Genomic DNA, 12,415 nt, shown 5'->3' with positions numbered 1-12,415 from the left:
TAACCAATGAGGATATCGACACATGCTTCGCACACTGATCACAACAGCAATCGCAACGGGTCTTATGGGAGGCGTTGCTCTCGCGGAGACTTTCGAAGTCAAAATGCTCAACAAGAGCGGCAAGGAACGTATGGTCTTTGAACCCGAATTCCTTCGCATCGCCAGCGGCGATACGGTTCGCTTCATTCCCACCGACAAAGGCCACAATGCTCAAACCGTCAAAGGGCGTATCCCGGAAGGGGCTGAGCCGTTCAAAGGCAAGATGAGCAAAGAAATCGAGGTTACCCTGACCACGGAAGGTTTCTATGCAATTGAATGTAAACCCCATTTCGCCATGGGCATGGTGATGACCATCGCTGTGGGCGATGGTGCAGAGGCACCTGCTTCCTTCCTTGAAGGGCGCATTCCCAAAAAAGCCAAGGCACGCTTTGAAGAGCAACTCTCAAATCTCTAAGACGCCCAACGCCGAATTCTACTGACATGCAAGAGACCGGAGGACGCAATGTTCAAGTCAGGAAAACAGAATAGCATCAATCTTAATCGCCGCGCCCTGTTGCGGGGTGGCCTCGTGGGGGGCGCTGCAGCCGTTGCCGTCGGAGCGGGAGCAGCCTCATCTCAGGCAATGCCTCATTTGCGTTCCGTAACACCTCGGAGCCCTTCCGCAAAATTCGTAAGCGCTGAAGCAGAAGCGCAAACGAAGGCCAAAGCGAAACCGGTTGATCTTTCTGGCTATACACGCGTCAAGCAAGAGCTTGTTGATCCTCCTTTTGCTCCAAAGCATGATCAGGTCGCCAAGGGTGGTCCAAAGATTGTTGAAGTGGAACTGGTGACCGAAGAACGGTTGATCACGGTTGATGAGGACACCGGTGCCAGTATCTGGGCCTTGACCTATAACGGGTCTGTGCCCGGACCACTCATCATCGTGCATGAGGGTGACTATGTAGAGTTGACCCTGCGCAACCCGGAAAACAGCATCATGGAACACAATATCGATTTCCATGCATCGACGGGAGCGTTGGGTGGCGGTGGTTTAACCCATGTCTATCCGGGTGAAGAAGCTGTGTTGCGTTGGAAGGCGACCAAACCGGGTGTCTTCACCTATCACTGCGCCCCTGGTGGAGCGATGATTCCCTATCACGTTACGCACGGCATGAATGGTGCGGTTATGGTATTGCCGCGCGATGGGCTCAAGGATCGTGATGGCAACCCGCTGCGCTACGATAGCATCGCTTATATCGGTGAGCAGGACTTCTATCTGCCGCAAGACGAGAATGGAGACTACAAGACCTACGAAGCGGCCGGCGACGATTATGCCGACAGCATTGACGCGATGCGGACTCTTGTTCCGACCCATTCCGTCTTCAACGGATCGGTTGGCGCACTGACCGGAGATCACGCCTTGCTGGCAAAAGTGGGTGAAACTGTTCTGATGATCCACAATCAGGCCAACCGCGATTCACGCCCGCATCTCATTGGTGGGCATGGAGAATATGTCTGGGAGGCCGGTTCCTTCTCCGACGCGCCGCAGACCGGTCTTGAAAGCTGGTTTATTCGCGGTGGTAGCGCAGGCGCGGCCCTGTATACCTTCCAGCAGCCCGGTGTCTATGCCTATGTGAACCACAATCTCATTGAGGCTGCATTGCTTGGCGCCACAGCCCATTTCGTCGTCGATGGGGAGTGGGACAATGAACTGATGGAGCAGGTCGTTGCTCCAAGGGCAACCTCAGTCTAACTCCCTGGGGGCCAAATAATGACAGGACTGCAGATATGACCAGCATCATCTCCCCCCCCCACTGCAGAATAGGGATAAAGCCCCTAACTATTCTGTGCCTGGTGATGCTGTGTCTCGCTGGAGCGGTATATATGCTATATCGCTCCGGCACCCTTCCCAATCGGGCCTATTTGCCGCAAATGGCCGAAACGTCCGTTCAACTGCCAGATGGGCGCGTTATTTTCGTCCAGAAATACGAAGTCTCCGTTGCCGAATGGAATGCATGTCATGCCGAGGGCGTCTGTTCTGAGAAGCTTCGCCCACCAAAGGGACTGACCGCAGCGGATGCGCCGGCCACTGGATTGAACTATCTCGACATCAGTCAGTATGTTCGCTGGATCTCGGAACGCGCCAATCATCCCTTCCGGCTGCCTGCCACCAAGGAATGGGAGTTTATGGCCAAACCTGTCTTGCCCGAAAAGCCTGACCCAATCTTTTCCGATCCTTCTCTGCGTTGGGCGTCTGACTATCTGGTCAATGCACGCAAGCCCCGGCGTTTGGAGAAAAGAGGCAGCTTTTCTACCAATGCACAAGGGATTGCAGACTTGGATGGCAGCGTTTGGGAATGGACCGATGACTGCTATGTCGGCGAAAGTGGAACAGTTTCCAAACAGCGTTGCCCTGCATTTTACGTTGCCGGGGAGCATATGGCCGTTATTCCGTTTCTGGTCAGAGACCCGGCGCGTGGCGGCTGCGCGGTTGGTACCCCGCCGCCGCATTTGGGCTTCAGGCTGGTAACCGACAAAAAGATCTAACCCTTTTTGGGAACAGTCACCATCAAGCAAGAACAAGGGAACTATTGCCTGCCTTGGCTCGTTCTTTCGATATTCAAAGGGATATGGCGGGGAGGGTGGTTTTGATGGGTGCTTTCGCAGCACAAACAAACAGAGCCGGAACCACCTGCGATGGTTCCGGCCCTTTGTCTTAACGTTCGCTCATCTCGCAATCAGCGAGGAGAGGTCCAGCCTTTATAATCTTTCAGATTGTCTGCCGTGATCAGGACAGGGTCGATCAAGACGGTGTCTTTTTCAGGCTTCTTGCCATTGAAGAAATCATAGCCCATTTTCAGTGCTTCCCCAGCCATGACATAGGGATCCTGCGAAGCGGATGCCTTGATCAGGGAATCTGGATCGGCCAGCGCTTTTTCAGTGTCAGGCGCCCCATCAACACCAGTGATGATGATGTCGGTCCGTTTCAGCTGCTTGGCGGCGAGTTGCGCACCAAGAGCCATTGGATCATTTGCACCAAAGACAGCATCAAGATCGGAGAAGCGGGTCAAAAGACCTTGCATCACATTCATGCCGCCTTCGCGCGCGGCCAGACCATTCTGGTCGTTGGAGACAACCTTGATATCTGAATTCTTCTCAAATACACCCATGCAGCCGTTGAAGCGGTCGTTGAGCGAGGAGGACGACGGGCCTTTGATGATGGCTACATTGCCTTTGCCATCAAGCGCATCGACAATATATTGGCAGGCTTTGCGGCCAGCTGCCACATTGTCGGTCATCACGGTGACATCTGCGCCAGGTGCGGACACGTCAAAAGCAGCAATCGTAACGCCAGCCTTTTTGGCGCGGTTCACAGCCGGTGCGATCGCAGTATCATCCACTGCATTGAGCATGATGATGTCCACGCCTTTGGCGATGAAGCTATCGATCTGGCTGACCTGTTTGTTCAGGTCATAGTCCGCAGAAACGGATGTGATTTCAACATCTGGGTTGATTTCACGTGCACGGTCCTCGATGCCTTTGATGGTGGCAACGAAGAATGGATTGCCGAGCAGCCCGACAGAAATCCCGATGCTTTTGAGTTCCTTATCGGCGGCCATTGCGCCCGATGCCAACACGGACAAAGCGGTTGCTGCGCCCAGTACGAGTTTAAGTGCTTTTCCCATTTTAAATCCTCCCTTGGAAAATGGATAACAAGTTTGAAGATGGGTTTGTCGATCAGGCGGTCGTGCTTTTCCCGCGGAAACGATCCAGCGTGACCGCCGCGATGATGACGAGACCCTTGATGATGAACTGCCAGATGTCCGAGGTACCAGTGAGGATCAGGCCGTTCGAAAGGACAGCTATGATCAACGCGCCGATCAAAGTGCCCGTAATGGAGCCGACGCCACCAACAAAACTGGTGCCGCCAAGAATAACCGCCGCGATGGCGTCAAGTTCATAGGCCTGACCGAGTTGCAGGCCGTTGGCCGCATAGAGGCGTGCGGCTGACATCACCCCCCCAAGGCCCGACATCATGCCGGACATGGCATAAACGAACAGCAACACCAGCGGCACCTTGATACCGGTCAGTCTCGCCGCTTCCTCATTGCCACCGACGGCATAAATCCAGGTGCCCAGAATGGTGCGCCGCAGGATGAACCAGGACAAGATGATCACGGAAATGGCAATGATCGCCAGGATTGGCACACCAAGAATAGTGCCGTCCCCGATCACGGCAAAGGGCAGATCCGCATTGAACACCGTGGTGTCGCCACCCAGAAGCCGGGCAATCCCGCGCACCGCCGTCAGTGACCCCAATGTCACGATAAAGGGCGGTAACTTCAGAACGGCCACGAAGGCGCCATTGACAAGACCAAACACAAGCCCCAGAGCAATCCCGGCTGGAACGCCGATCCATCCCAGCCCCGGAATGAGTGACATAATCACGGCGGCCATGGCCGATGCTGCCAAAATGGAGCCCACCGACAAATCGATGCCGCCGGTCAGGATGACAAAGGTCATGCCTGCGGCCAAAACGATGTTGATGGACGCCTGTTGCAAGACAATGGACAGATTGCCAGCTGCAAGAAACTTGCCTGTCAGGGCGTGAAAGGCGAGCGCCAACAGGATCAAGACAGGCAACATGCCCAAAGCCCGAATGATGCCTTTGAATTGAGCGGATGAATTCTTGGAATTTGAGGTCGGAGCAGAGCTCATCTTGAACGATCCTTTTGGCGCATTGCTAATTATTGTGCGGGGTGACTTTCAGCGATCGTACCCGTTGAAAGCCTCATAATCGCTTCTTGTTGAATGGGTTGGGCTTGGCTGGCTTTGACCTCGCCTGCAATTTCGCCTTCCCGCAGCACGAGGACGCGGTCAGCCACGCCAACAATTTCCGGTAGCTCACTGGAAATCATGACGATTGCCATCCCTTGCCGAGCCAACTCATCGATCAGGCGATAAATTTCCGACTTGGCCCCGACATCGACACCACGTGTGGGTTCATCCAGCAGAATGACCTTGGGCTTTGCTTCGAGAAGGCGGGCAAGAAGCACCTTTTGTTGGTTTCCGCCCGACAGAGACCCGACCAGAACCGACGCGGACGGCGCTTTGATGGACAAATCCTCAAATGCCTTGCCGGACCTTTGAGTTGCTTTGGCGAAGTTTTTGAGAACCGCCATTGTCGCATCTTCACTCATCACACACATGTTGATGTTGTCTGAGATCGACATCTCAAGAAACAACCCCAACTGCTTGCGGTCTTCGGTCAGATAAGCGATGCCTTTGGACAGGGCATCACCGGGGCTTTGTGGGTCAACCTGCGCGCCATCAAGAAAAATCTGGCCCGTTTCTTTGCGGTCCGCTCCATAAATCAAACGAGCGAGTTCCGTCCGGCCAGAGCCGACCAGCCCCGAGATGCCGAGCACCTCACCACGATGAACCTCAAATGAGCAATTGCGCACCTTGCGGTTGTCACCCAACCCTTCAACGCGCATGACAATGTCCGACAGATCCTCGGCTCGGTGTTCCTTTTTGTAGAATGAAGACAGCTCCCGCCCAACCATCATCGAGATCAGGCGTTCAGCGCTCAGTTCCTGACGATCCAGCGTGCCGATATATTTGCCATCGCGCAGTACCGAGCAGCGATCGGCGAGCTTGTACACTTCTTCCATACGGTGGCTGATATAGATGATCGCGATGTTATCTTGTTTGAGGGCTTCGATGACATCAAATAGGCGCTCGGTTTCCCGGCTGGAGAGGGCGGTTGTCGGCTCGTCCATGACAATGATGCGCGCATCTGCCGACAAGGCGCGTGCGATTTCCACCAATTGCCGCTCGCCAAGAGAAAGATCGCTGACTTTCGTGGAAGGGAGGAACGAAACGCCCAGACGGTTCAATATAGGCTGGGTTTCGTTGCGCATGGCTGCATGATTGACGAGCCCGAAACGAGCGCGTTCGTTGCCAAGGAAAATATTTTCAGCGACAGTGAGATTGGGTGCGAGAGACAATTCCTGATAAATGACAGCAATGCCATATGCCTTTGCAATCTTTGGATTGCCAGTCGGCATGGCATTTCCTGAGATTAGGACTTCTCCACCTTTGTCGGACTTGTAAGCGCCCGACAGGATTTTCATAAGCGTGGATTTGCCCGCACCGTTCTCACCCATCAAAGCGTGAACTTCACCGCCATAGGCCGTGAGAGATACATCGGATAAAGCGCGAATAGCCCCGAAGGTTTTGGAAATATCGCGCATTTCCAGCGCTGGATTGGAATCCCTCGCCATACCTGCCGCCCCCCTCAAATTGGCTTAACGCACTCGCGCAGAATGACTTTTTCCTCCCTTGGCTCCGTGGGAACCAAGCTCGTCGAATTGTGTTATAGCTCTCCCGCAACCGCAACCACGGCGAGTAGAAAATAACACGATAGTCTATGAAAACGACAGGTTACTCTATGTGGTTTGGGTGAATGATTTTCTTCGCAAATATGCATAAAGCACCATCAGGTCCAATATCCGGCACAGCTGCAATCCTAAATAAGCACGTGAAATATAGGTACATTTAAAATAGAGAGATTTGATTGCTGCCGATGATCAGAATCATCGTTTCAGCGCATCAAAAGGCAGAATTGCCTTATCACCCGTGGGCTGTTTCAACCGTGTTTGGCTTTTATTTTCCCGGGAAACGACTTCGGAAGACGTTCGCGGCTTCACCATAGCAGCGGCGGAAAGATCGATTGAAATGGGCTGCATCATTAAAGCCCCAGCGGAAGGCTATTTCGGTGATGGATTTGCTTGCTGCCGCGCTGGCCGGAACAGGGGCTGCAGGCGCAATGGACCAGCTGGATGTCATCGAGGGATGCGGCATCATAGGAGGCATGGAACGGATCGGATGGAATGTCATGCAGCGCCCAAGTGAGATGGGAGACGCTCAAGGCTTCCTGCCAGGTATCAAATCGCGCTGTGGAAGCCAATTGACGGCGGCGTGGGATTGCTCCCTGCGCCGCCTTATTCGTGGCTGGACTCAGGACCATCGTGCCGTCTCATACAAAATTGCACGCTACAACCGTCTGATGGAACAACGGGAAGTCAAACCCTCAAGATATCAATAAGTTGTTGAGATCATTTGCCAATGCAAGGGGATGGCGGAGAGGGTGGGATTCGAACCCACGGTACGCTTGCACGCACGCCGGTTTTCAAGACCGGAGCATTCGACCACTCTGCCACCTCTCCACAGTGTGTGGCTGATCGCCCTTTTGCCGCTATTTGCTGGCAAATGCAAGCGTTCGCTACAAAAAGGGCGTTGACTGTTGAAAAACGCTGAAAGGGCGATCTCTAAGAGCCAGCGTCAAGGGGGATTGGGCTTGCCTCATAGTTAAAGAGCCAGCGTATATGGCTTTGGATTTTTTAATCAAGTCTTTACCATGTGGAGCGGAAGGCGTGGTTTTTGCTGGAATTTTGACCCAGATTCAGGAATAACAGTCTTTTGCAAGCTAAACTGGATCCTGTATGTGGTCTCGGCCTTGTTAACCTTGATTATTCACGTTACCGCCGGGACGGGTGCGTCGGCTTTCGAGTTGTGAGTTTTGTCGACATGAACACGTCAATCAAGTGGATTTCCGCCATGGGGGCTCGCCCTTCGTCTGGTCTTGTGTCGGGCCAGAAATCAGCTTTTACGTTTTGTGCCATTGCGGCTGCATCCATGCTGCTGGCAGCATGTTCGTCTGGTCCGGGCTCACCGAGCAAGGGCAAGTATGACCCGAAATACGGGGTATCTGCGAGTGTGCGCGTGGCCAACAAGCGGTCAGATTTCCGCAAAGGTGGTGGGCATTACAAGGTTGGCAGACCATACAAGGTAGCTGGCCGGACTTATGTGCCAAAACACCAGCCCAACTATAACAAAACGGGCAGGGCGTCTTGGTATGGCGATGATTTTCACGGCCGTCTGACTGCCAATGGCGAAATTTTCGACATGCATGATTTGACGGCAGCCCACCCGACGCTGCCACTGCCTTCTTATGCGAGGGTGACCAACCTGAAAAATGGTCGCTCGGTGATTGTCAGGATCAACGATCGTGGCCCTTATGCGCACAATCGGATTATCGATTTGTCAAAACGCGTGGCAGAAGTGCTTGATTTCAAGCGCGACGGGATTGCCAACGTTCGGGTGAAATATGTCGGCAAGGCACGGATGGACGGCAAAGATCGTACATATCTCGAGGCGTCCTATCGTGGGCCGGGCCAGCGGATTGGTGACGATCGGAAGTCCTTGCCTGGCAATGGCAGTGAACGTGATGCGCCTCAGCGGATCATGGTTGCCTCTGCCAAGCCGCAACAGAAAACGAAAAAACGGGGCAATTATCTTCTTGCCCACTTGCCGCCGCTCGGTTCGAAGGCGTCTGCACCAAGTCCGGTCGAGTTGTCAGCACCGGCGCCAGCCGGTTCTTGGGCACCGATTGATCTGGTGGGCGATGGAGCGGTGTTGCCATCCAAAGGCGATTTGCCGCCTTTGGTCGAGTTGGCTCCGATCCAGCTGAATTACGCTGCGATTGAAACCCGGATTGCGGCAGGTCATGCTGCGATCGATGCGATCGTGTCGCAGCCGAACCAAAGGGCGATGTCCGAAATTTTATCCCGCGAGGCCGCTGGTTATGTGAAACATCATAATGGCTCTCATGCCGTTTCGCTGAGCGAGCCGATCAAGCTGGGTGTGTTCAAGCCTGCCTATGCCAAACGTTTGGCAGAAGAGTTTGCCCAATTGAGTGCGGTCGACATGGTTGCTCTGGTCGATGGGCGTGTGTTGCTGCGTCTGACTGCGCTGAAATCAGGTGTCGGCGTGGGGGATATTGACCTGCTGCGGCAATCTTTCGGGCTGCCACGAGGCTAGGGGTCTGGATAACCTTTCCTTGGGTTGGAAATTCTGACGCATATTCAAGCAGTTTTGAAGGGAGAGGCCAGTCCTCTCCTTTTTCTTTTTGGGTTTGCGTTGTACTATCGCCAGAGATTCAGGCCATGCAGGTCTAATGCTGATGATTGATGTTGTGCCGAACAGATCGTGGCTCAGTGTTTACTGCCTGCATGCATAAGAAAGCCATTGAAGAACCAAGTGGGTTTCATTGATTGTTGGGATTGGCGAGGCGAGGGACTCTCCCCCAACTGAGAAGACTTTACGAGGGAAGAATGCTAAATTTGTTTTGCAAGCGTAATAATTTTTTCGCTCTTCTGACAGCCGGTCTGATTGTCTTGCCGGGCCTGTCTGCCGAGGCTCAAGTGTTTCAGACCAAGGCTGAACAGGCCTACATGATTGATGCCAATTCTGGATCAGTGCTTTTGAGCAAAAACGAAAATGAGCAAATTCCTCCTGCGTCTTTGGCGAAATTGATGACGTTGGAAGTCGTCTTCAATGCTTTGAAGACCGGCTCTTTGTCTATGGAAGACGAGTTTCTGATCTCAGAATTTGCATGGCGAGAGGGCGGCGCCAATTCGGGCGGCTCGACCATGTTTGCAAAGCTTGGGTCCAGTGTCCCGCTAGAGGCCCTTATTCAGGGCATCACTGTGCAATCGGGCAACGATGCCTGTATTGCTGTTGCCGAAGGCATGGCGGGCAATGAAGCGAGTTTTGCGCAACTGATGAATAACCGGGCCGAGGATATCGGTCTGACCGGCTCCAATTTTGTCAATTCCACCGGTTTGCCTGCCGAGGGACAACATGTAACCGCCAAGGATCTGTCGATCCTCGCGCGGCACATCATCGAAACCTACCCGGAATATTATCACTTTTTCTCCATTCCCGAGTTCACTTGGAACAACATCACCCAGCGCAATCGCAATCCCACCCTTGGGTTTACGCAAGGAGCCGACGGGATGAAAACCGGTTACACCGAAAAATCCGGCTATGGTCTCGTTTCGTCCGCCAAGCAGGGGGATCAGCGTCTGATTGCCGTGCTCAGTGGCATGAAAAGCAAGAAAGAGCGTCGTGAGGAAGCCCGCAAACTGATGGGTTGGGGCTTTCGGGCCTTTACCTCCAAACGCATTTATGATGCCGACGAGGAAATCGCGACTGCCAATGTGCATGGTGGGGATCAATCCAATGTAATGCTGGTCAGTGAACGCCCTGTCAGTGTTTTCATGGCCCGGTCACAGGAAGGTCGGCTGAAGGCTCGCATCTACTATCAAGGACCGCTGAAAGCGCCGCTAGAGGAGGGAGCCAAGGTGGCAACCCTCAAGGTCTGGTCAGATGACACAGTCATTTTGGAGACCCCGCTGGTTACCGGTCATTCGGTAGGCAAGGGAACACTGAGCCAGCGCGCCATGGATGGTCTTCAAGAACTGTTGCTTGGATGGCTGTGATTCAGCTATCGCGCGTTTGACACATAGGGGATTCTTTAAGGGTCACACAAAGGCGTGTATGCAAGAGGCTTTTTTATGAAAAGCCTCTTGTTTGTCGGAGCGTCTGCCTGACTAATCGGCTTGTAGAGATTCGCGCAGGGTGTCGGCGCCGGTGCGTGGTGCCAGAGAAACAACAATCGAGATATTTATGCGAAAAGGCAAATTCATAACCTTTGAAGGGGGCGAAGGGGTCGGAAAAACCACCCAGATACGCTTGCTTGAAGAGCGTTTGGCCAAGCAGAATATCGATTGTATCAAAAGCCGTGAACCTGGCGGCTCACCGCGCGCAGAAGCCTTGCGGCATGTTTTGCTGTCAGGCATCGCCGATCAGATGGGGTTGGGGGAAAGCGGTGAGGCGATCCTCTTTGCTGCGGCCCGTGCTGATCATGTGGACAGCAAGATCAAGCCTGCGCTTGAACAGGGACAGTGGGTTCTGTGCGATCGGTTTATGGATTCCACCAGAGTCTATCAAGGGGAAAGCGGTGGTGTGGCCCCTGAATTGGTTGATCAGCTGGAACGTCTTGCCATTGATGGCATGCGGCCGGATCTGACGCTCATTCTGGACTTGCGCGCTGAAGTGGGCATGAGCCGGGCGCATGCAAGACGGTCCGCTGACGAGATTGCCGACCGGTTTGAACGCGAAGATCTTGTCATTCACGAAGCCCGACGCAATGCCTTTTTGCAACTTGCCTATAGTGATCCCAAGCGCTGCAAGGTGATTGATGCGTCGCAGAGCGTGGATGAAATTGCTGCGGATATTTGGCAAGTCGTGGAAGCCAAACTCCTGTCGGATCAGGACGACAACAAGCGTGAAAGCGTAGAGGCTTAGATGGCGGATATGGATCTGGATTTTCCGATTTTTGATAGTCTGGAAGGATTGGCAGCTCCGCACCAGCAAGAGCAGTTTTTCGGTCACAGCAAGGCGGAAGAGACCTTTTTGTCCGCTTGGCAGTCGGGCAAGATGCATCATGCATGGTTGTTGACTGGACCGAAAGGGATTGGCAAGGCAACCTTTGCCTATCGGGCAGCGCGGTTCATTTTCAATGAAGGGTTGGGGTCGTCAGGGATGTCTGCAGGGGATTCCTTGCTTGGTGATGGTTTCGGACCTAGCAGCCTTGATGTCAGTCCCGACAGCCACGCGGCCAAACTGGTTGCCAATTATGCTCATCCAAATCTGCTAGCGATTGATCGTCCTTATGATCAAAAAACCAAGAAATTCCGCACCGAAATTACGGTTGATGAAGTGCGCAAAACCGTGCGCTTCTTTGGCTCTACGGCGGGTGAAAATAGCTGGCGTGTTTGTATTGTCGATCCCGCTGACGATTTGAATGGCAATGCGGCCAATGCCTTGTTGAAGATACTCGAAGAACCACCCAAGCATGCTATCTTCTTTTTGGTCTCCCACGCGCCCGGGCGCCTGTTGCCGACCATCCGGTCGCGTTGTCGTCGCCTGTCTTTCGCTCCGCTCGAAAATCCGGTTTTGTCGGAAGCCCTGATGGGGCTGGACATAGCATCCGGTGATCAGGTGGCAGATCTCAGCGTTCTGTGTGACGGGTCAATCCGCAAGGCTGCCGAACTGCAAAGCGATGAAGGTCTGGTGCTGGTCCATGCGTTCGAGCGGTTGTTGCAGCCCCCCTACAATCCAGATTATGAAAGCCTGAGTGCTTTTGCGGAAATGGTCGATCAGCGCGGCAGGGATCAACGGTTCGACGGATTTGCGGATCTTGTTCACCGCCACCTTTCCAATCAGCTGCATAAAGGCGGCGGGAAGGGGGATGTGAGCGGGGCCGACCTCTACCCTTTGGCCGAGGCCTGGGAAAAAGCAGGTTCAATCTTGCGCGAAACCCGCATTTTCAATCTCGACAAGAAACAAGCCGTCATCGCCGTGATGCGGATGGTGGCAAAAGCCTCCAAAGGCCTCTGAGTTTCTCCCATCACTGTCAGCTATTACCAGATTGTGTACCTGACGAATGGGGGCAAATTGACCATAAACGGGCAAGCATCAATGAAAAGCCTTGACGCAACCGGCCCCTTCGCCCAAAACCTCA

The 12,415-nt window shown here is 53.7% G+C and carries 12 protein-coding genes and 1 tRNA gene; 8 read left to right on the top strand and 5 right to left on the bottom strand.

All coding sequences use genetic code 11. The features are described from left to right. The first annotated feature begins 22 nt into the window (after positions 1-22). From DSD30_RS05775 to DSD30_RS05765, 3 genes are all read left to right on the top strand, one after another. Positions 23-454: a pseudoazurin gene (locus DSD30_RS05775; RefSeq protein ID WP_114008700.1), complete on the top strand. Its 432-nt coding sequence runs from the start codon at positions 23-25 to the stop codon at positions 452-454. 48 nt (positions 455-502) lie between these two features. Further along, positions 503-1,732: a copper-containing nitrite reductase gene (gene nirK / locus DSD30_RS05770; protein ID WP_114008699.1), complete on the top strand. Its 1,230-nt coding sequence runs from the start codon at positions 503-505 to the stop codon at positions 1,730-1,732. A 131-nt stretch (positions 1,733-1,863) separates the two neighbouring features. Then, positions 1,864-2,526, top strand: coding sequence for a formylglycine-generating enzyme family protein (locus DSD30_RS05765; RefSeq protein ID WP_198662848.1), 663 nt, complete (start codon positions 1,864-1,866; stop codon positions 2,524-2,526). 191 nt (positions 2,527-2,717) lie between these two features. On the opposite strand, the gene DSD30_RS05760 is transcribed toward DSD30_RS05765, so the two are convergent. From DSD30_RS05760 to DSD30_RS21840, 4 genes are all read right to left on the bottom strand, one after another. Then, on the bottom strand, positions 2,718-3,665 hold the full coding sequence (locus DSD30_RS05760; RefSeq protein ID WP_198662847.1) for an ABC transporter substrate-binding protein: 948 nt from the start codon (positions 3,663-3,665) through the stop codon (positions 2,718-2,720). 52 nt (positions 3,666-3,717) lie between these two features. Further along, on the bottom strand, positions 3,718-4,698 hold the full coding sequence (locus tag DSD30_RS05755) for an ABC transporter permease subunit (protein ID WP_114008698.1): 981 nt from the start codon (positions 4,696-4,698) through the stop codon (positions 3,718-3,720). Between the two features lie 29 nt (positions 4,699-4,727). After that, complete coding sequence (locus DSD30_RS05750) at positions 4,728-6,266, bottom strand: sugar ABC transporter ATP-binding protein (RefSeq protein ID WP_114008697.1); 1,539 nt, start codon at positions 6,264-6,266, stop codon at positions 4,728-4,730. A 382-nt stretch (positions 6,267-6,648) separates the two neighbouring features. Further along, positions 6,649-6,756, bottom strand: a complete 108-nt coding sequence (locus tag DSD30_RS21840) for a hypothetical protein (RefSeq protein ID WP_245418427.1) — start codon at positions 6,754-6,756, stop codon at positions 6,649-6,651. Here DSD30_RS21840 and DSD30_RS21835 point away from each other — a divergent pair. After that, complete coding sequence (locus DSD30_RS21835) at positions 6,716-7,090, top strand: hypothetical protein (protein ID WP_245418445.1); 375 nt, start codon at positions 6,716-6,718, stop codon at positions 7,088-7,090. The two genes, DSD30_RS21840 and DSD30_RS21835, sit on opposite strands and share 41 nt — an antisense overlap. Positions 7,091-7,121: 31 nt before the next feature. Here DSD30_RS21835 and DSD30_RS05740 read toward each other — a convergent pair. Continuing rightward, positions 7,122-7,211 (bottom strand) — tRNA-Ser (locus tag DSD30_RS05740). 361 nt (positions 7,212-7,572) lie between these two features. Between DSD30_RS05740 and DSD30_RS05735 the strand changes: the two genes are divergently transcribed. The 4 genes from DSD30_RS05735 (at position 7,573) to DSD30_RS05720 (ending at position 12,291) form a co-directional block, all read left to right on the top strand. Further along, positions 7,573-8,865, top strand: coding sequence for a septal ring lytic transglycosylase RlpA family protein (locus DSD30_RS05735; protein WP_245418384.1), 1,293 nt, complete (start codon positions 7,573-7,575; stop codon positions 8,863-8,865). A 293-nt stretch (positions 8,866-9,158) separates the two neighbouring features. After that, positions 9,159-10,328 carry a D-alanyl-D-alanine carboxypeptidase family protein gene (locus DSD30_RS05730; protein ID WP_198662845.1) on the top strand — a complete coding sequence of 390 codons (1,170 nt, stop codon included), beginning with the start codon at positions 9,159-9,161 and terminating at the stop codon, positions 10,326-10,328. A gap of 187 nt (positions 10,329-10,515) precedes the next feature. Then, positions 10,516-11,196 (top strand): dTMP kinase, encoded by a 681-nt coding sequence (gene tmk / locus DSD30_RS05725; RefSeq protein ID WP_114008695.1) that lies wholly within the window; start codon positions 10,516-10,518, stop codon positions 11,194-11,196. Continuing rightward, positions 11,197-12,291 (top strand): DNA polymerase III subunit delta', encoded by a 1,095-nt coding sequence (locus DSD30_RS05720; RefSeq protein WP_114008694.1) that lies wholly within the window; start codon positions 11,197-11,199, stop codon positions 12,289-12,291. The last annotated feature ends 124 nt before the right edge of the window (positions 12,292-12,415 follow it).

The organism is Cohaesibacter intestini, from assembly GCF_003324485.1.
Classification (GTDB): domain Bacteria; phylum Pseudomonadota; class Alphaproteobacteria; order Rhizobiales; family Cohaesibacteraceae; genus Cohaesibacter; species Cohaesibacter intestini.
Note: the sequence above shows the minus strand (reverse complement) of the source record. Positions and strands in the feature narration are given on the sequence as shown.

What these genes read in the sequence shown, in the direction of transcription:
- DSD30_RS05775 (WP_114008700.1), top strand. Translation starts at nt 23, where the DNA reads ATGCTTCGCACACTGATCACAACAGCAATCGCAACGGGTCTTATGGGA.
- nirK (WP_114008699.1), top strand. Translation starts at nt 503, where the DNA reads ATGTTCAAGTCAGGAAAACAGAATAGCATCAATCTTAATCGCCGCGCC.
- DSD30_RS05765 (WP_198662848.1), top strand. Translation starts at nt 1,864, where the DNA reads ATGCTATATCGCTCCGGCACCCTTCCCAATCGGGCCTATTTGCCGCAA.
- DSD30_RS05760 (WP_198662847.1), bottom strand. Translation starts at nt 3,665, where the DNA reads ATGGGAAAAGCACTTAAACTCGTACTGGGCGCAGCAACCGCTTTGTCC.
- DSD30_RS05755 (WP_114008698.1), bottom strand. Translation starts at nt 4,698, where the DNA reads ATGAGCTCTGCTCCGACCTCAAATTCCAAGAATTCATCCGCTCAATTC.
- DSD30_RS05750 (WP_114008697.1), bottom strand. Translation starts at nt 6,266, where the DNA reads ATGGCGAGGGATTCCAATCCAGCGCTGGAAATGCGCGATATTTCCAAA.
- DSD30_RS05735 (WP_245418384.1), top strand. Translation starts at nt 7,573, where the DNA reads ATGAACACGTCAATCAAGTGGATTTCCGCCATGGGGGCTCGCCCTTCG.
- DSD30_RS05730 (WP_198662845.1), top strand. Translation starts at nt 9,159, where the DNA reads ATGCTAAATTTGTTTTGCAAGCGTAATAATTTTTTCGCTCTTCTGACA.
- tmk (WP_114008695.1), top strand. Translation starts at nt 10,516, where the DNA reads ATGCGAAAAGGCAAATTCATAACCTTTGAAGGGGGCGAAGGGGTCGGA.
- DSD30_RS05720 (WP_114008694.1), top strand. Translation starts at nt 11,197, where the DNA reads ATGGCGGATATGGATCTGGATTTTCCGATTTTTGATAGTCTGGAAGGA.